General features: G+C 48.6%; 16 protein-coding genes. 10 read left to right on the forward strand and 6 right to left on the reverse strand.

Annotated features, from left to right (window positions below; translation table 11 throughout):
- Positions 1 to 74 precede the first annotated feature (74 nt).
- From FSU_RS12345 to recF, 4 genes are read left to right on the forward strand one after another with little or no spacing between them, the layout of a single operon-like run.
- Positions 75 to 707, forward strand: coding sequence for a LolA family protein (locus tag FSU_RS12345; RefSeq protein WP_014546722.1), 633 nt, complete (start codon positions 75 to 77; stop codon positions 705 to 707).
- Positions 708 to 725: 18 nt separating this feature from the next.
- Entirely contained in the window at positions 726 to 2,339 is a 1,614-nt protein-coding gene (locus tag FSU_RS12350) for a hypothetical protein (protein ID WP_244263638.1), read from the forward strand.
- Positions 2,336 to 3,385 (forward strand): PorV/PorQ family protein, encoded by a 1,050-nt coding sequence (locus tag FSU_RS12355; protein ID WP_014546724.1) that lies wholly within the window; start codon positions 2,336 to 2,338, stop codon positions 3,383 to 3,385. The genes FSU_RS12350 and FSU_RS12355 overlap by 4 nt, the downstream gene beginning before the upstream one ends.
- The gene (recF, locus tag FSU_RS12360; RefSeq protein WP_014546725.1) at positions 3,382 to 4,641 is read left to right on the forward strand and encodes a DNA replication/repair protein RecF; all 1,260 of its coding nucleotides are present in this window, start codon (positions 3,382 to 3,384) and stop codon (positions 4,639 to 4,641) included. The genes FSU_RS12355 and recF overlap by 4 nt, the downstream gene beginning before the upstream one ends.
- A gap of 61 nt (positions 4,642 to 4,702) precedes the next feature.
- Here the strand turns inward: recF and mscL are convergent, their stop codons facing one another.
- The gene (mscL, locus tag FSU_RS12365; RefSeq protein WP_014546726.1) at positions 4,703 to 5,152 is read right to left on the reverse strand and encodes a large-conductance mechanosensitive channel protein MscL; all 450 of its coding nucleotides are present in this window, start codon (positions 5,150 to 5,152) and stop codon (positions 4,703 to 4,705) included.
- Between the two features lie 86 nt (positions 5,153 to 5,238).
- Between mscL and FSU_RS12370 the strand changes: the two genes are divergently transcribed.
- Genes FSU_RS12370 through FSU_RS15960 form a run of 3 tightly spaced genes read left to right on the forward strand, consistent with a single transcriptional unit; the run spans position 5,239 to position 7,114 of the window.
- A complete protein-coding gene (locus tag FSU_RS12370) occupies positions 5,239 to 6,108 on the forward strand; it encodes a DMT family transporter (RefSeq protein ID WP_014546727.1) in 870 nt (289 codons plus the stop codon).
- 28 nt (positions 6,109 to 6,136) lie between these two features.
- Positions 6,137 to 6,778: a dephospho-CoA kinase gene (locus FSU_RS12375; protein WP_014546728.1), complete on the forward strand. Its 642-nt coding sequence runs from the start codon at positions 6,137 to 6,139 to the stop codon at positions 6,776 to 6,778.
- A gap of 12 nt (positions 6,779 to 6,790) precedes the next feature.
- Positions 6,791 to 7,114 (forward strand): DUF3392 family protein, encoded by a 324-nt coding sequence (locus FSU_RS15960; RefSeq protein WP_015732191.1) that lies wholly within the window; start codon positions 6,791 to 6,793, stop codon positions 7,112 to 7,114.
- 76 nt (positions 7,115 to 7,190) lie between these two features.
- Here the strand turns inward: FSU_RS15960 and FSU_RS12385 are convergent, their stop codons facing one another.
- Positions 7,191 to 8,759 (reverse strand): carboxypeptidase-like regulatory domain-containing protein, encoded by a 1,569-nt coding sequence (locus FSU_RS12385; RefSeq protein ID WP_014546729.1) that lies wholly within the window; start codon positions 8,757 to 8,759, stop codon positions 7,191 to 7,193.
- Positions 8,756 to 9,607, reverse strand: a complete 852-nt coding sequence (locus FSU_RS12390) for a DUF4423 domain-containing protein (protein ID WP_015732192.1) — start codon at positions 9,605 to 9,607, stop codon at positions 8,756 to 8,758. Before FSU_RS12390 ends, FSU_RS12385 begins: the two co-directional genes overlap by 4 nt.
- Positions 9,608 to 10,005: 398 nt before the next feature.
- On the opposite strand from FSU_RS12390, the gene FSU_RS12395 reads away from it, so the two are divergent.
- Together FSU_RS12395 and FSU_RS12400 are read left to right on the forward strand one after the other, a co-directional pair.
- The gene (locus tag FSU_RS12395) at positions 10,006 to 10,833 is read left to right on the forward strand and encodes a hypothetical protein (protein ID WP_157747954.1); all 828 of its coding nucleotides are present in this window, start codon (positions 10,006 to 10,008) and stop codon (positions 10,831 to 10,833) included.
- A gap of 3 nt (positions 10,834 to 10,836) precedes the next feature.
- A complete protein-coding gene (locus FSU_RS12400) occupies positions 10,837 to 11,016 on the forward strand; it encodes a hypothetical protein (RefSeq protein ID WP_041917859.1) in 180 nt (59 codons plus the stop codon).
- Between the two features lie 140 nt (positions 11,017 to 11,156).
- Here FSU_RS12400 and FSU_RS12405 read toward each other — a convergent pair whose 3' ends face one another.
- From FSU_RS12405 to FSU_RS12415, 3 genes are all read right to left on the reverse strand, one after another.
- Positions 11,157 to 14,078 carry a glycoside hydrolase family 44 protein gene (locus FSU_RS12405; RefSeq protein WP_014546732.1) on the reverse strand — a complete coding sequence of 974 codons (2,922 nt, stop codon included), beginning with the start codon at positions 14,076 to 14,078 and terminating at the stop codon, positions 11,157 to 11,159.
- A 64-nt stretch (positions 14,079 to 14,142) separates the two neighbouring features.
- Complete coding sequence (locus FSU_RS12410) at positions 14,143 to 15,126, reverse strand: acyltransferase family protein (protein WP_015732194.1); 984 nt, start codon at positions 15,124 to 15,126, stop codon at positions 14,143 to 14,145.
- Between the two features lie 85 nt (positions 15,127 to 15,211).
- Entirely contained in the window at positions 15,212 to 15,946 is a 735-nt protein-coding gene (locus FSU_RS12415; RefSeq protein WP_014546734.1) for an acid phosphatase, read from the reverse strand.
- A 66-nt stretch (positions 15,947 to 16,012) separates the two neighbouring features.
- Here FSU_RS12415 and FSU_RS12420 point away from each other — a divergent pair, with 66 nt between their 5' ends.
- Positions 16,013 to 16,852, forward strand: coding sequence for a hypothetical protein (locus FSU_RS12420; protein ID WP_155808786.1), 840 nt, complete (start codon positions 16,013 to 16,015; stop codon positions 16,850 to 16,852).
- The last annotated feature ends 3 nt before the right edge of the window (positions 16,853 to 16,855 follow it).

Genomic DNA, 16,855 nt, shown 5'->3' on the forward strand with positions numbered 1-16,855 from the left:
CCAAAAATACGGATATGCAAAGTCTTGCTGGCTCTAGTTTTGTAAATTTACTAACGTCTTCAATAGAGGTGGATATGAAATTCTCCCCCCGTTTTTTTGTTTTTTTATCGCTTGCGTTAGTGCAAGGTGTTTTTGCGTTGACGGCAGAACAGGTATTGGACAAATCCAAGGCGTGGTTTAAGTCGGGTAAAGCGTGGAGTCTCAGTTTTAGGGCTCAGGTGTATCAGGCGGATTCTCCGGATATCCGTACTCAGTCGGGGAGCCTCGTTGTTGCCGAAGGGGACAAATTCAAGCTTGACCTTTCGGGGATTAAATTTTATAGCGATGGCGAGAGCCTTTGGCAGTGGAATGTGGACCAGAAGCAGGTGCTCATCAAGGCGGTGGAAGACTTGTCAAGTTCGCTCCACCCTTCGGAACTTTTGTTCAAGTATTTGAATTGCAAGGCGCTTGGAATGAGCGAAGGCGAATTTGCCGGGAAAAAGCTCTGGGTGCTGAAACTCGACCCTGCGAAGTATGCCGGGCAGTTTACCAAGATGGAAGTTTGGCTTTCGCAGAAAGACTTCTCGCCGGTGCGCCTGTTTACGGAAGACCCTGCGGGGAACGCAACCTGGTATGGCATTATTGACATGAAGGTTGTCAAGAAGGTTTCTAACGATGATTTCAAGTACAAGTCCGTCGCGGGCGTTGACGAAATCGATATGAGGTAACTTGTGAAATTGGGCAAGATGAAAAACATGATTACGAGCCTCCTTGTGGGGGGAACGTTGTGTACAAATGCTCTTGCGGGCGAAACTCTATTTAGTAACTATGTATTTGCGGTGGGGCCTGCTGGTGGCGATGGCGCCTTGTGGACGTTCTCGCGCGACAATACCTACAGCGGCATGACCTTGTTGAATTTTAGGGTGGCCGATAACGGTTCCGTGGTGACGGAATCGACGAAAAAGGCTCAGGTGCTGACGGATACGCTCACGGCAGTGCAAGACGGAATCTTTGAAGATGAACTTGCAGAACGCAGGCGACTCCCGGTGGTTTATACGGGCTCAAAACTCGGGCTTGTGATGCCGATGTTTGCGATGGACAAGAACGACCGCTACTTGCAACCGGCAGGTTTTTATACCATCCTTGATTTGAACAACCTGATTGAAAATCCGGTGGAAGTTCCGACGGCTGCATCTGATGTGGAAAAGCCGATGCAGTATACGATGAGCGGCTTTGCTTATGATTCGACGTCGAAACGCCTTTGGGCGGCTCGTGGGGCTTTGGGCTTGATGGTACACGACGTATCGAGCAAAAAAGGCGCTACAGATACGACGTTTGTCCTGAACCTGAAGGCGGGTGCGCTTGAGGTTTTCAAGGACAATGGCGAACTGGATTTGGAAAACAATCCTGAAGTTTTTGATGTGCGTTTGCACCCTGAAACGGGCGAACTCTGGCTTGCAACTGCTAAGGGCATTTGGGTCAAGTCTTCGAGCGGACTCAAAAATGTTTCGAAAAACCTCAAGGATTCCCGCGTGACGGGGCTCTGGATGGGCGGCTCTCCGCTCCAGATTATTGCTGAAACGGCCTACAAGAAGGACGATAACGTTGTGGGCGGACTTTGGCGCATGTATGGCGAAAAGGCTAGCGACTTTGCCAAGGTGGATTTCCTTGATACGGCTGGAAAGGTGCAGAAGAAGGATATCTATGACGAAGCCGATTACACGGTGGGCGATGTCGCCTTTATCGGAAAGACGGCCTTTGTGCTGGTGCGCGCGGTAGGTGGCTCGATTAGCGGTTACCTCAAACTGGATTCGCTTGGTGCAAAAGCATGGGAACAGGATGAAGACGGCAAGAACCAGTGGCTGTACGGCTATGAAACGGGAGCAACGGATCGCAAGTCTATCATTACGTCGATGTGTGCATTCCCGATTTCGAAGAATAGGACAGGGCTTGCGATTGCCACTTATGGAAACGGTGTTTCTGTATCGGCCGACTCGGGCGCTACGTGGAATGTGGTTTTGAACCGCGCAAAGCTTGACAACAACCTAGGTTCCATTCGCATGGTGCCATCTGTGATTACGCCGGGGGACGAAGCGCTTGTCTCGTACAAGGTGGGGCGTGAATCTAAAATCACGATTGAAGTGTTCAGCTACGATATGCGCAAGGTACGTACGATTGTAAAGGATGCGGTGCGCAATGCAGATGCGGTACGCAGCACGAATCCGAAGGAAGATTTTTGGGATGGTCGAGATGACCACGGCAAGGATTGCACGATGGGTGTTTACTACATCAGGGTGAAGGACAATCACGGCCACATTGGCTGGGGCAAGGCTATGACGCTTGGAGGTAACTTCAGATGATTAAGTTGAAAAATCTTCTCGTTACGGCTTTGGCGGTGGGCGCGTTTGCCTCTTCAGCGATGGCGCTTGGATTTACGAAAAAGTCTGAGCTTGGCGGCTTTGACGGCTTTGTAGAACGTATGGGCGGCGGTGTCCGCGAACTTGGCCGTGGTAACACGGGTACGGCGGATACGGCTTCTATGCCGGGTGCTTTCTGGAACCCAGCCTTGCTTGGATTCCGTGAAGACATTGGTATCACGATGAACTTTGAAAGGCGTGACCTGGACCGCGTGGGCGGTGCATTCGGTATCGAAGGCAAGGTCGGCAAGCGCATGGGCGTTGGCTTTGCGATGCTTTACCGCGGCGACTCGGATTTCAAGGTGATTGACGATGACGATGAAACGTTGGGTACGGCAGAGCCGTTCTTCTCAATGTTTTACTTGGGCTTTGCTTTCCGTGCGACTCGCCGAGATGCATTTGGCCTTTCGCTTTCGATGAGCTATGATAATTTGGATGTAGCGCAGTATTTCGATGGCATTGAAATGGAAGATTCTTTCCGCAGCCCGGTGACGATTAACTTGAGCTGGTTCCGTCAGTGGAATGACAAGTGGTCTTCTTCTGTGGTCATCCGCAACTTGAGTTTTAGCAAAAACTTGTCTGCAAAGTGGACGAAAAATCCGAGCAAGGATAATTCGCTGGCGTCAACTGAGGGCGTGCGCCCGAAGGTATTGCAGATTGGGCTTGGCTACCGCACAAAGTTACTCGGAAAGAATGTGGGCGCATGGATGGAAGCGATTGACTACCAGGTGGCCGATACGCTTCTGGCTTTTGACCCGCAACTCCATGTTTGGACGGGTCGCGTGGGCTTTGATTGCGAAATCATCCCGAACGGTACGCTCCGCGTGGGTATGGACGATCTGGACTGGATGTTCGGTGCTGGCTACAAGTTTGAAATTCGCGTGGGCCGCAAGAGATTCCCGATTGAAGTGGATTATGCGTTCCTCTATGAATCGCGTGCGGGCATCTGGACTCCGTTTACCATTGGGCTTAGGGGATACATTCCTTGATTTCCAAAGTGTTCATTTCGAAGATGCGCAGTCTAGAATCTATGGACTGCAACTTCGAGCCTGGCATCAATGTGATTTGCGGACCGAATGGCTGCGGCAAGACGACGATTTTGGAGTCGATTTACTTGCTTGCGCAGGGGTTCTCGTTTCGGTCGCATGAATTGCGTGAACTGATTACGTGGAAACAGAACGAACTGATTCTGCGCGGTGAATTCTATGACGAGGGGCGCGAGCGGATGCGAGCGCTTCGCGTGTTTTCTCGCGGGAGCGAGGTTCGTGAAAACGGTGAAACTCTTAAGTCTCCGGCTGCGTTTTTCGGGACGTGTCCGGCGGTGATTATGCAGCCTTCGGACATTGAGCTTTTGCGTGGCGGGCCTGATGTGCGCAGGCGTTGGCTCGATGAAATACTCTGTTTTCGTTCGTCCGCAAATTCTTTAGCGTTGCGCAACTATAGGCGTGTGTTGCAACAGCGTAACAAGTGGCTCAAGGAATTTAAGCAGAAGGGCTTTGCTGTTGGTGGTGAAGACTTGTTCCGCGTTTTAACGCTGCAGTTAATAGACCTTGGCGCAAAAGTTTGGGCTGCACGACTGGCGCTTTCGAAAGAAGTCTCGGAAATTATTACGCGGTACTATCGCAAGCTTTCGGGCGGGGTGGATGAAATCACTTGTGCTTACAAAAGCTCGATTCTCAAGACGCTGGATGCGCTCGATGCGGCGGACCCGCTATCCGATGAGATGATGGATGAAATTCCATCGGGCGCGACGGGTGCTGCTGAAGGTGTTGTTGAAATTGCTCGCGGGGAGTGCGCGGAATGTTCTGCGGACGGTTCCGGGAATGTCGCTGGGAGCGCGGCGGACGGCTCGGATGTCGTGAGCGAGGAAATGCTGCGGAATGCGTTTGCGCGAAAGCTTGCGGATTTGGAATTCGTGGAACGCTTGCAGGGAATGACAATGGCGGGGCCGCACCGAGATGACTTGGCTCTGTGTGCTTCGGGCTACGAGATGCGTTCTGTCGGGTCGCAAGGGCAATGCCGCTCGGCGGCGGTCGCGATGCGCTTTGCGGCGGTCGATGTGGCGTCGCGCTACCTGACAAAGCCGATTCTTTTGCTGGATGATATTTTCGCCGAGCTTGATGTGAACCGCCGTGATGCGGTCGCTTCGCTCATTCGCGAAAAGGAATGCCAGGTCGTGATAGCAACGCCGCAGGCGGAAGATCTGCCGTTTAAAGCGGACTCAATGATTGAATTGAAGATTTGAAAAAAAACGCGCAACTGGGTTGCGCGTTTTTTGCATCGGGGCTTTTTTGTCCCCCTCTATATTACTTGTTCTTGAGCAAGTCGCGAATTTCGGTGAGGAGCTTTTCTTCGGCGCTCGGTGCCGGAGGTGCTGCCGGAGCTGCGGCTGCTTCAGCTTCTTTCTTCTTGCGCATGTTCTGCATGAAACCGAGGAATTTCTTCATCATGAGGAAGACGGCGAATGCGACGATGAGGAAGTTCAGGACTTCACCGATGAACGTGCCGTACGGAATGGCGATGCCTTCGGAGGTCGTGTAGACGAGCGTCTTGATGCCTTCGCCTGCGTTCTGGCCGCCGCACTTGGCAATGACTGCAGTGACGAGCGGCATGACGATGTCGTTCACGAAGGAGTTGACGATTTTACCGAAGGCGGCTCCGATGATGATACCGATAGCCATGTCGACGATGTTACCCTTGAAGGCAAATGCCTTGAATTCTTCAATGAGTGAAGCTGCTTTATTTTTAATGCTCATTTTTGAGTCCCCTTTATGATTGGTTTCTTATTAAATAATAGCAAAGTCTTTAAAGATTGGGCGGTATTTTTTAAATTTGGCGCGTTATGTCATGGTTAATATTGGCTTTTGCTTCGGCGGTTTTTCTTGGCTTTTACGACTTGGCTAAGAAGAAATCGGTTCAGGATAACGCTGTCCGTCCGGTACTTTTGCTCTGCAGCGTTTTTTACGCGCTTTTGATGTTGCCGGTGCTTTTGACCGGGCATTGCGAGCCGCTGACTTTGCATGACCACCTGTTTTTGATGGTCAAGTCGGTGATTGTCGGCGGAAGCTGGCTTTTCACGTACAGCGCGATTGCGCATATGCCGCTCAGCATTTCGACGACGATTCGTGCGCTTGCTCCTTTGTTTACAATCATGATCGCAGTCGGATTCCTCGGCGAGCGTCCGCAGGTGATGCAGTGGATCGGTATTGCGGTTTGCGTTTGTTCGTACATCGGGCTCTCGCTTGCGGGTCGCAAGGAAATGGGGCATTTCTTTAGCAACGGCTGGGTCGTGGCGATGCTCCTCGGGACGATTTTGGCGGCTTGCAGCGGCATTTACGATAAGCTGATTTTGCAACGCATGAATTTTGAACCGTTGACGGTTCAGGTTTGGTTCAGCATTTACATGTGCGTGGTGCAGTTCTTGACGACTATGTTCACGTGGTACCCGACGCGTAAAAAGACGACTCCGTTTCAGTTCCGTTGGTCGTTCTTGGCGGTGGCGGCGCTGTTGATTATTGCAGACCGTTGCTATTTTTTGGCGGTGAGCGATTCGGATGCGTTGATTTCGATCATTACGGTGCTGCGTCGTTCGAGTGTGTTCATCAGCTTCTTGGCGGGAATTCTTATATTCAAGGAACGCAAGAGCAAGACGAAGTTTTTTGCGATGTTGGGCGTGGTCATTGGCTTGTGCCTGATTTCGCTCGGACGTTGATTTTTAAAGGTCGCGGAGTAGTGGCGTTATGCTGAAGATTGGAATTACGGGTTCGATAGGTGCGGGCAAGTCCTTTGTCGGGGCCTTGCTGCGTGCGCGTAATTTCCAGGTGCTTGATGCCGATTGCAAAGTGCATGAACTTTACCGCGATTCGGCGGGGCTGCGCGCTGAAATGGCGGCGTACTTTGGCGAAGAATGCTTGACGCCGACGGGCGTGAATAGCGCGCTGATTGCAGACCGCGTTTTTGCGGATGCAAAAGCCCGCGTGAAGTTGGAGCAGATTGTTTACCCGTACTTGAACCTTGCTGTTGCAAATTTTTTTGCCGAGGATGCAGGGAATGATGCGGACTGTCCTAAAGAAAGTGCCACGCAGTTGACGAGAGTCGCGGACAAGTGCCGGTTCGTGGAGGCTGCGCTTTTCTCGCGTGCGCCCGAGCTCGTGAAAATGCTTGACGAAATCTGGATTGTCGATGCGCCTGAATGCGTTCGCTTGGAACGCTTGGTGCTGCGTGGCCTCAGCGAAAGCGATGCTAAACGCCGTATTGAAAATCAGCGTGGCGCCTGTGCTCCGGAGCTTTTTCCGGGCAAGCGGATTCGCACGGTTATGAACGATGGCGATAAATTGCACGTGGAACAGCAACTTGATGAACTGCTAAGAGACTTACACTAATTTATTGGAATTATGCAACCTTATATTCACCAGTTCGCGAATTTTTTGAGAGCCCATTTGAATTCAATTTCGGTCGGGCTGATTGCAACGCTTTTGATGCTCTATGGCGCCTGCATCAATAACTATTTCAAGCGCATCACGAAAAGCATCCCGTTCATTGGGCGCTTTGCTTTGTTTGTTGTGCTGTGCAGCGTGGGGTATGCTTTTGCGAGTTCGCAGATGGTGCGTCTTTTGCGCATGGTATTGCGCGAACTTTCGGACTTGCCTTTGATTGGGGTGGTCGCAGGCTGTTTTTTGCTGCTTGCGTTCCTCGCCAAAAGCGGGAAAGATATCTGATACTTAGTCAATAGTCAATGGTCAATAGTCGTTAGATTCAATCAATAACTATTAACTAATGACTGATGACTAATAGCTAATTAAAATTATCGCGGTTTACTCCGTATAAAATAACGTCGTCAATCCACATTTCGCTTTCGTCTACAATCCAGATGGTGAAAGTTGTGACGCGCGGCTTGACGAAATCCCATCCCATATTCCCGAACTCGCCGTCGCCTTCGACAAAATCGCTTGGCGTAAAGCTGAAGCGTTTCCAGGTGGAATCGAGATAGTCCACATACTTTGTTTTTCCGGTCGGCTCGTTGAGAACTTCTACCGCAAAACCGAGCTCGCCCTTGCCTTTGGCGTAGAATGCGATGGAATCGATGCCTTCTAGGCTAGACGGGACGCGGCTTACGCGTGAGCCGATCATCGACCACTTGCCTCTTGTTTTGCTAGTGCTCTTCCAATGGAATACGTAGCTGTTGCGTTCTTCGTTGAATTCAAAGGCGTCCTGGATGTTTTCGCTTGAGGGCGTTGTCGTGACGTTTGTGTCTTGTGGATGGAAGTACCATTCGCGCGGACCGTCGCCGTAGTCAAATGCGGATTCGAGTTTTTGATTTTCGAAGTCAATCAGCGTGATGGAATGGATGGCTTTTACGAGCGAGTCGGGGAGGCTTGCCCAGATATCGTTGTTTGCACTTGCGTCGAGTGCGGCGGTCTTGCCCCAGTACATTTCGAGGTTTTCAACGCTTGATGAGCCGTCGATGCGGATTTGGAATTCTGCGGACTGCGGAGTGTCTGGAGTGGTGCTATTCCAGAACGCTCGCTTGAATGCGAGTCGGTTTCCGCTTTGGTCGGTGAATCGGATATCGTTCCCGTTTTCCATGGCTTCGCTAAAGTCGAAGTTCGTTTCGTTTAATCGCACAAAGACTACGGTAGTTTCTGCGATGGGTTTCATCCAATCCGAGATTGTAGAATCAAGCGGAATGGTGCGAACATGTGCCCATTGCTCTAATTGTTCATTTTCGAGAGTCGGTTTTGCTAGCGCTTGGATATCGCTCTTTTCGCCAGCAGAAATTGTAATGGAGGCTTCGCCAATTGTCGCTTGTTCATCGGGCAGAATAGCGCGAATCTGGTAGCTTGCGGGCGGGAGTGAATCGAGTGTGAATTCGCCGTCTTTGTTGGTCTTTACGATTTTATCGGTGCCGTAAATCTGGACCCAGGCGTAGTCGGTTCCTTCAGGGAGCTCTGCCTTGCCGGTGACGGAACCGAGTTCTTCCATTTGCATGGTTGTTAATTTATTCTTCTTTAAGTCGCTAGAGGCAATAGCTTGGAAAACGCCAGAATTGCCATCAATGATTTCGATGTAGCCTTTATTGAAGTTGATGGAATCCATGACGATGTTACCGAGTGAATCGGCGGAGACTTCTAGAATTGCGTCTTGTGCGTTGCTTTGTGTGACGGCGGAATCCGTAGAAACTCCTTCTACGTACCAAAGCGGACGGATTCTTGCGACAACGTTGGCGGCCGGTTTAGAATCGATGTTTACAACGTTGATGATGCAAGCGTTTTCGGTTTCAACGGTGCTAGCGCCTGCGAGATTCTTATCCGAGGAGCAGGCGAATAGTAATACACAGGATAGAGATGCTAATAATCTTTTCATGCTATCCTCGCTTTTTCTTTTGTTGTTTCTTTGTCCGAAATATCGGCAACCGGGTACAGCGAGAAGATGAACTGCATGACCTTCTTTGGCTCTGCAACTTCGGCAACGCGTTTTTGAACTTGTCTGCGAAATTCGCAAGTCATCTCGACGAGGTCTTCAAGACATTCATCATCAACGCAAGCGAGAACTGATGAAATGTTGCGCTCGCTCGGCGGAATGTTGACGAGTGCGTTTTGCGCAAGCGTCAGCAGCTGGTTCTGGTAACTGCGAATAGCGGTAACCTTTGTTGCTCCTGCCGATGTAAAATTGACGGTCGAAACGGCGTAGCGCTCGGAGGCGAGCGGCGTGATCATCTTGAGTTCTTTCAAGACTCGAATGGCTTCTTTCACCTGGTCCTCGGAAACGGCGGGCGTAATCTGCTTAACCAAGGTGTGGACATCGGCCTTGCCGCCATTGATTTCGATAATCGAACGGACAACGGGTATCCACCAGCGGCTGAGGAATAAAATTTCGTTGGAATTCAGTTTGCGGAGGCTCACGTCTTGCAATGCGAGTGCCATCTTGTAAAGCTTATCTTTTTTTGCTTTGGATTTTGTGCGCGATGCCGCTACCAAAATCTCAAAAAGTTCTCCATCGCGGCCTTTGAGCCCGAGCAATTTTTTGGAGAGCGGGATACTCTGCGCGGGGAGGTGGGATTCCTTATTCAATACACGGAAAACCTGGCTCGTTTCGAGTCCAAGTTTTTGTCCCATCATCTTATAGGAAAATAGCGGAAATTCCAATTTCTTCTGCACGAAGAAATTTTTCAGTAGATCTCTGTAATCGCCAATTTCGTCTATGTTTAGCATGGTGAACCCTCTATTAAGAAATAGATTTTTTACAAAGGACAAGGATAGTCTTTTTTTAAGTTTTATTGACGAATTGACAATATGATTATTGTCACGTTGTAATTCTATAAAAATGATGTTTTTCTTACATCGGTACGGTTCGCTCTCTAAAAATTTAATTTAGGGAACAGAAAAACAGAGAGGTAGCTATGCAGAAAGAAGACATCGTTGTTTTAAGGCAAGTTGTGATTTTTTCACTGGTTGCTATTGTTCTTGGCTTTGTTTACGGCTAAGCTTTAAGTAAAATTTGGTGTATAGGCGTAAAAGCTGGTGCGGTTAAGAGCTGCACTGGCTTTTTTTGTTTATAAAAGATGTTATATTGTTCTAGCCTTAAAAAGATTAAAAAGGGATTGTTAAAAATGCCAGCAGAAATTAAGATTCTTGAACGTGCTGAAATGTATTTGCGAAAGCTTTCGGAAGGTGTGAACCCTCTGACCGAGGAAGCTTTGCCGGAAACGGATGTTTGTAAACAGGAACGTATTAGCAAATGCCTTACCTATGTGGCTGATTATTTAAAGCAAAAGGTTATGCCGGTGATGGAACGCCGCGAAAAGGTGGTGGCTCCGAAACCGCAAAAGGTTGTAAAGCCGCGCCCTGTCCGCGAAGTAGCGACGCAAGAACTTGTCTTTACTCCTGAAATGTTGTCCAAGTTCGAAATTTCTGTTGAACCGGTTTCTGTATCGGGTGTTGTACGCCGCTTGAATTTCTTGATCCCGCATGAAAGTGGAATGATGCCGCTTGTGTATGCTGACGTGGCTGAAGTGCTTTCGAGAGAAGGCGTTCTTTTGAAGGAAGAAGGCGATAAGGGCAAGGACTTGAATTTGCCGACTCCGCGTGGCGAAGAACTTGGTTTTGCAAAGGTCGAAGCTGATATTCGTGGACACCATTCAATTTACACGAAGTGCAATGCCGATGCCCAGAAGTTTATCTTGGATAATATTGATAAATGCGTGGCTCAGGCGAATGAACGTTTGGCAAGGCGCAAATCGCGTGCAGAATTGGGCGAGACTGGCCGCAGTGGTAAGGAAAAATTCCATGTGACCGAAGAACAGCTCAAGAATTATCCGACCGATGAATCTCCAGTACCGGTCAGTGAAATTGCAAGACGTTTGAACGACTTACTCCCGCAGGATTCGAATGTCGAAAAGATTTATTTCAAGGCAATTCGCGACTGGTTTGTGGCTTAGAACATGCTTGAAGAAAAGAAGACTGCTCTTGGCAAGATTTTCTTTGAACCGACGGAAGCGGGCGCTCAGAACGGCATTGTGACGGAATCGCGCGTGGGCAAGAATGGCGAAAACTATGACGCCGTCTTGTACAATGGTGCGGCACAAAAGCTCGTGCTTCAGCACGTGAACGAACTCGCGTAATTAGTCATCCTGGAGCCGAAGGCGATAGGATCCATAATATGAAAATCGCCGCCCCTGCTTATCGCAAGGACGGCGTCTTTTTTTCATGTCATGTCGGCCTTTGTGCCGGCATCACCTTACACGTCTCGAATTGCGGGTTTTTATCGCAATCTGCGCAGGCCTCTTGGCATCGGGACTTCCTTACCGTTTTCCCCAAGCAAGTAGATGTTGTCGAGGTTGATGAATCCCTTGCCGCTATATCGGGCGCGGAATGCGAAGTTCTTGATCTTGGTCGGGTCGAGTTGCGGAATCGTCTTGCCCCAACCTTCCTGCTTCATGTTTTCCCAGATGAGCGTGTCGCGAACCCAGTTGCCGCGTGTGTTCTTGAGGCGAACCATGAATTCGTCGTAGTCTTCGACCTGGCTTGACATGATTTGCAGTTCGATGTAGCCTTGCGGATTGTTGTGCGATGTGGCGTAATCGAAAACGATACCGACGGAATTCTTGATTTCTTCCGGCACGTTGTAGTAGGCTCCGGAGTAGTTCGGCCAACCGAGATTAGGCGGTTGTTCAACGATGAAATCATGGCGGATGTAGCCACCGAGAGGCGGGTTGCCGTTGAAAACCTTTGCGTCCATCGAGGTGGCGTTGTCGCCATTTACGACCGGGAACCACGATACGTTGTCTAAACCGTTATCGAAGTTCTGCATCACGCTTGTGGTGCGGTAAGCGCCACGGACGCGGAACGGAATGTTGAACGATGTCTGTTTTTTGTTCTTGCCTGTGATGGTGACTTTAATTTCCTTATTGCCAATCGAGACTTTTTCGGTGAGCGGAATTTGCAAGTGGAAACTTTCGATGGAAGAATTCCATTTGCCGTCATCCGGTTTTGCCTGAACTGTGAGCGGGCCGTTCTTGTCCCATTTCTTGATTTGAATTTCAGCGCCGGCGAGTTCACCACCTTCTTGCACGGCGGTCACGAAGAGGTCAAGCGTATCGCCTACGACAAGGACTTTCTTTTCAAGTGCTGCGGCGAGAACTTCGGGAGCGCTGTTTTGCTGAGCCGGGTTCATGCGGACAACGACAGTTCCAAACGGCGGCACTTCGATATCGCGATTCTTGCCTTCAATGCGGCGGCCGCTCGGACCCATTTTCGGGTACGGGTAAGCGTCGCGTTGGTCGCCAATCCACTTGAATTGTTCTGCGCCAAACACGTCAACTTCTACGCGTGCGTTGCTCGGTTTTTTCTTTTCGCTCTTGCGGTCAACCTGCACAATTTGCTTTGTATCAGTGAGGTTCACGAGAAGCACGTTGCTGCTGTTGCCTTTGCAAATGGCGTAAGGCACGACTGATTCTGTAGTGCTCTTGACGGGAACGACTGCGTAACCGCTTTCGAGGAATCGCTTGAATGTCATGTAGACACCGTAATATTCGGCGGTGGGTTCAAGGCTTGCCCAGCGGTTCCAAGAACCTTCCTTGACTAGAGCTGTCATGCTGATGACGCCCCACGTGTGGTCCGGACCTTCAAACACGTTGCCGAATGCATCCCACGGGAGTGCTTGGAAACGGTCGCCGAAGCGGACGGCGTACTGTGCGAAAATATTTGCCATGCCGGCGGCCTGCGGGTAGTCCATCCAGATTTGAGAGCCTTGTACGGAGGTACTGAATTCCGAGAGGAATACGCGGCGCTTGCCTTCAAGATACTTGTTCATCCAGGCGTTGAGCGTATCGGCGTTGTGTGCGACATCGAGGCTTGCCTTGAGCATGTCTGCGGCATTCAAGTTGTTCGAAGCCCAGTACGGATAAGTGTGCAAGTCAACGACGTCGAGATAGCGCTTGCCATCGGCCTTTTCGGCTTCACCGACGATACGCAAGAATTCTGCCATCCAGTATTTGCCATCATTGAGGCCAGCGCCTTTTTGCTGCATCTTGTGCGTGCTGAGAAGCGGGCCGTGCAAGATGATGCTAGGGTCAACAGCTTTCATGGCGCGTGCGTATTCGATAAAGCGTGCGGCATATTGCCTTGCCGAAAGTGGACCGGACTCTTCCCATTCTCCATCAAGTTCGTTGCCGATTTGCCATTGCTTGATGTTGTACTTTTTTACTTTGTTGGCGTAGCGCACCCAGGCGGCGGCTTCCTTAGAGGTGCCTGTGCCTGCATTGACGCAAATGACGGCTTGAGCTTTTTGACCATTGACAAGTTTCGGGAGCTTGTTGATGTAGGTCATGAATTCTTCGAAATGCCATTTGATGTTGGTCCAGTCGGTGCGAGGCTTATCGCCATTGCGGGTGGACATCGCGAAGAACTTGTAATCGTTCCCGGCAAGTAAATCGTCAGAACCGCTATAGAGCTTCATTTCTCGAATTTGCACGCCTTTAGACGGTAAGTCGGTCGTCTTGAATCGGAGTGCTACATAGCGTGCGCGCGTTGTGGCAAACTTGTACTTTGTTTCGCCGCTTGTGACCTTGACTGTACCCCATCTCTTTAACTTGTTTTCGAGATTCTGGTGAACGCCCGGGTATTCGGCGTATTCGTCTGTCCAGTATGAAAGATCAAAAGACTTCGGACGGAGATTGCCCCATTCGACGATGATTGAATCAAGGTCTTTCTTTTCAGGGAATTCAATGACAATCCAAGGCGGGTCTTTCGGGTCAAGGATTTCGCCCCACCACATGGTGCTCTTGTCGCCATCGGCAAGGTGACTGCGACGGATGAATCCGTAGTTGTCTTTGGTCGTGCCACGGTAAATTGTTTCGCCGAGGAATCCCGGAGCCCAGTCTTTGTCGCTTGGCGTCCAGAGACCGGTGCTGTCGTATTTGCCTGCGCCATTCCAGTGGTAGTCATTGCTCAAGCTACCGTTCGGGAAACGGAAAATGGTGTAGCCGCCATCGACGAGGGCGGGCGTCATGTCGTAATAGCGCGTAGGCGGATTCCAAATGGCAAGATCCGCGCCCATCATGTTCTGTTTGTTAATGACGATGCCCGGATGCGAGTCATCAACTTCGATGACGTTCTGGGCGGCGAACGCAGATGTCGCAGAAATAGCGAATGCCGTGCTGCACAAAAGCTGCTTAAATTTCATTTATCCTCCTCAAGAATGGGGTAGGGTTCACTCATGTTCAAAATGTAATAAAAGCGATTTTGCGTTAAGGCCTGATTCTAATGTTTGTTCTTCTTGATAGGACTTTTTTGTTGACGATGTACAAGAGGTATGCCGCAAAAAATGAAATGAGCATGGTGAGAATGTTCGAGGAATCTTTATCGAGAAAGTCTATAAAATCAAAGAATAATTTGTATATAAATATGTGGCACAAATACAATTCTAATGACATTAGCCCGAAGATGGTAAATATTTTATCAATGGTTTTATATTTGTCAAAAAATTTTGCAAGAAGTAAACACAGAACAGGAGTTATGATAATGTAGGGAAGGTACGCTAGGGAACAAGTTTGCAAGGCGTAGAAAAAATAGGTCTGGAATATAAATAAAATAATTGTCGCGATAAAGGCGGCTGTCAATCCAATTGTTTTTAGCTTTTTGGTGAGTCTGATATTGCATCCGTCTTTTGCCCAATGCCCAAAAATCGCGCCTATGAAAAAAATCGGAATCCTTGCATAAGTCAATATAATGAATCCCCCGTAGTTTTTGTTGTTATAGCAAAGAATACAAGTTAATGCGTAGATTAGCATTAAAGAAAGCCCCGCTCCGATAAAATAGAACGATGCTTTATACCCGTATTTTTTGAATAGCTTGAAGTAAACAGGGAATATTGCGTATAGGAATACTATGCAAGAAATAAACCACGATTCGTCACGATACCCAATCCAATAGCCCAGTGTCGTTGCCTTGCATATCAATTGGTAAATGGCCCTAGTGCTAAAATCCATTTGCGCCAAAAAGACAACGCCAATCACAACCCAAAATTCTGGAAGAATGCGGAAAAAACGGCTCTTATAATATTTCTTTAAATTGAAGTTTTTTCTTGAAAGGGAATAGTAAAGTCCGAAACCGGACAAGAATAAGAAAATGTCTACGCCTCCATAACCGACGGACCTGAAAAAATCTATGATGTCGATATCTGTTGGGACGCGTAAATGAAACAGCATAATCCACAATATGGCAAAGCCCATTATGGCACTTCTGTGTTTTGACAATGTCTGTAGTATGCTGTTCACATTATTAATATACTTGATTTTTCAGAAAAGAAGAGTAAAATTATTTCTTCTTTGCAGATAACTTCTTGAATTCGGCGCGGGCCTTTTTCATGTCGGCGAGGAATGCCTCGTTATTGTGCAGACTCGCAAATGCGGCCGACACAAGAATCTTCGAAGCGTCCACATCGCTTTGCCAATGGAACCCTGCGATGACGCGGCTTTGTCCCCATTCGTAGGCGTACTTCAGCAAGGCGTCTTGCGCAGCCGGGTTGATTTCCACAAGTATCATAGCCATGGACCATGCAAGAATTGTATGCCCTGACGGATATGAGCCGTTCTTTCTCAAAGTCTCTTCGTCTTTGGGGACGAGCGTTGGTTCGTTGAAACGGTCGAATGGACGACGCCTCTTGTAATGTTTTTTGGGAACTCTGCCCACCTGGCGCAGTGTTGCGATTCCGCGTTCAATGGCGTTCATGATGGCGGGCGTTTTCGTTGCTGAAACTTCCATGCCGAATGGCTCGCTGAACATCTTGACCATATCTTCTAGATTGTGCGTCGATTGGGCAATAGCGAGCGCGGCGCGAGCGGAGTCTGCGCGCATGGACTTGCCCCACATATATTGCGAAATGTCATACATAAATTGCACAGATGTTGTTTCGGGCGGTGCAGGATAGAAGTTGAGCGCGTTCGGGAGCGCGTCTGCATTGACGTACGGTTTGACATCGGCTGCGAAACTGCAAATAGTAGCTCCGCAAATGGCTAAAACGAAAATGGATTTTTTGAAAAGTGTGATCATATTTTAAAGATATATTTTTGGAATGCAAGAGAATGTTTGCTGTTTGACTTTTGTATGTTATACCATATGAAGTTTAGACTTGTTTTGAAAATTGCGTTACTAATTTTGCTTGTTCTGGTTGCAGGAACACTGTTCTTTCTGTACTATAATAATCGTATTCCTGAAAATGCTTTGGTGTATTATCGCATTAAAGATCACAAGGGTGATATTTCTGTATGGCGAGCCTCTAACTGCGAGATGAATGGGGATGAATTTCACTGTCATGCAGAGCAGTGTCCTGACGATATATTTAAAGGTAATCCGCGTTATCCGTTTTTTCGGAAATATAAACCGGACACCAATACGTATCAAGATACGGCCTACATAAATTTAAATTTTGGTCTGTTTAAGAAAACGAGCTATATTCCTCGTCCTGTATATGCAAAATTTGACACTGCTTATTTTAAAAAACAATTTGCCTCGGTAAAGAGAACTTTTCCTTGTTCTCATTCAAAAAAATTCTCGTCTCCTTATGAGTTGACGGCTATTGATTTGCCTAGAGGCGTGACTTTCTATGAAACAGGAAAGAAAAAAGACTCCAAAAAATCTGCAAAGTCAAAAGAAAAAAATGAACGCAAAGATTCTTTAAGCTCGAATCTCAAAACGGCGCCGACAATACATTCTGTTTCTATTTCTTGTCCTGAGATGCATTCGTTTCCGCACTATACGTGTTCTTGCGACAATTATCCAACTTATTGCGGGAATCCTAAATACACGAATATGCCTGCACTTCCAGAATCTCATTTTTATGCGATGGACGTATTGTCTTTGAGGGATAGCTCTTTCACTTGGAAATTAATATACAAGACTCCGTACAGCGAAGCCGATACGCTGGAAGTTACAACGACAGTCAAGAAGAGAGAGTGATGT

The organism is Fibrobacter succinogenes subsp. succinogenes S85 (assembly GCF_000146505.1).
Taxonomy (GTDB): Bacteria; Fibrobacterota; Fibrobacteria; order Fibrobacterales; family Fibrobacteraceae; genus Fibrobacter; species Fibrobacter succinogenes.

Excerpts from the sequence above, each read along its gene's own strand:
- FSU_RS12370 (WP_014546727.1), top strand. The coding sequence starts at position 5,239 with ATGTCATGGTTAATATTGGCTTTTGCTTCGGCGGTTTTTCTTGGCTTT.
- FSU_RS12385 (WP_014546729.1), bottom strand. The coding sequence starts at position 8,759 with ATGAAAAGATTATTAGCATCTCTATCCTGTGTATTACTATTCGCCTGC.
- FSU_RS12400 (WP_041917859.1), top strand. The coding sequence starts at position 10,837 with ATGCTTGAAGAAAAGAAGACTGCTCTTGGCAAGATTTTCTTTGAACCG.
- FSU_RS12395 (WP_157747954.1), top strand. The coding sequence starts at position 10,006 with ATGCCAGCAGAAATTAAGATTCTTGAACGTGCTGAAATGTATTTGCGA.
- FSU_RS12410 (WP_015732194.1), bottom strand. The coding sequence starts at position 15,126 with ATGGGCTTTGCCATATTGTGGATTATGCTGTTTCATTTACGCGTCCCA.
- FSU_RS12345 (WP_014546722.1), top strand. The coding sequence starts at position 75 with ATGAAATTCTCCCCCCGTTTTTTTGTTTTTTTATCGCTTGCGTTAGTG.
- mscL (WP_014546726.1), bottom strand. The coding sequence starts at position 5,152 with ATGAGCATTAAAAATAAAGCAGCTTCACTCATTGAAGAATTCAAGGCA.
- FSU_RS12355 (WP_014546724.1), top strand. The coding sequence starts at position 2,336 with ATGATTAAGTTGAAAAATCTTCTCGTTACGGCTTTGGCGGTGGGCGCG.
- FSU_RS15960 (WP_015732191.1), top strand. The coding sequence starts at position 6,791 with ATGCAACCTTATATTCACCAGTTCGCGAATTTTTTGAGAGCCCATTTG.
- FSU_RS12390 (WP_015732192.1), bottom strand. The coding sequence starts at position 9,607 with ATGCTAAACATAGACGAAATTGGCGATTACAGAGATCTACTGAAAAAT.
- FSU_RS12415 (WP_014546734.1), bottom strand. The coding sequence starts at position 15,946 with ATGATCACACTTTTCAAAAAATCCATTTTCGTTTTAGCCATTTGCGGA.
- FSU_RS12350 (WP_244263638.1), top strand. The coding sequence starts at position 726 with ATGAAAAACATGATTACGAGCCTCCTTGTGGGGGGAACGTTGTGTACA.
- FSU_RS12420 (WP_155808786.1), top strand. The coding sequence starts at position 16,013 with ATGAAGTTTAGACTTGTTTTGAAAATTGCGTTACTAATTTTGCTTGTT.
- FSU_RS12405 (WP_014546732.1), bottom strand. The coding sequence starts at position 14,078 with ATGAAATTTAAGCAGCTTTTGTGCAGCACGGCATTCGCTATTTCTGCG.
- FSU_RS12375 (WP_014546728.1), top strand. The coding sequence starts at position 6,137 with ATGCTGAAGATTGGAATTACGGGTTCGATAGGTGCGGGCAAGTCCTTT.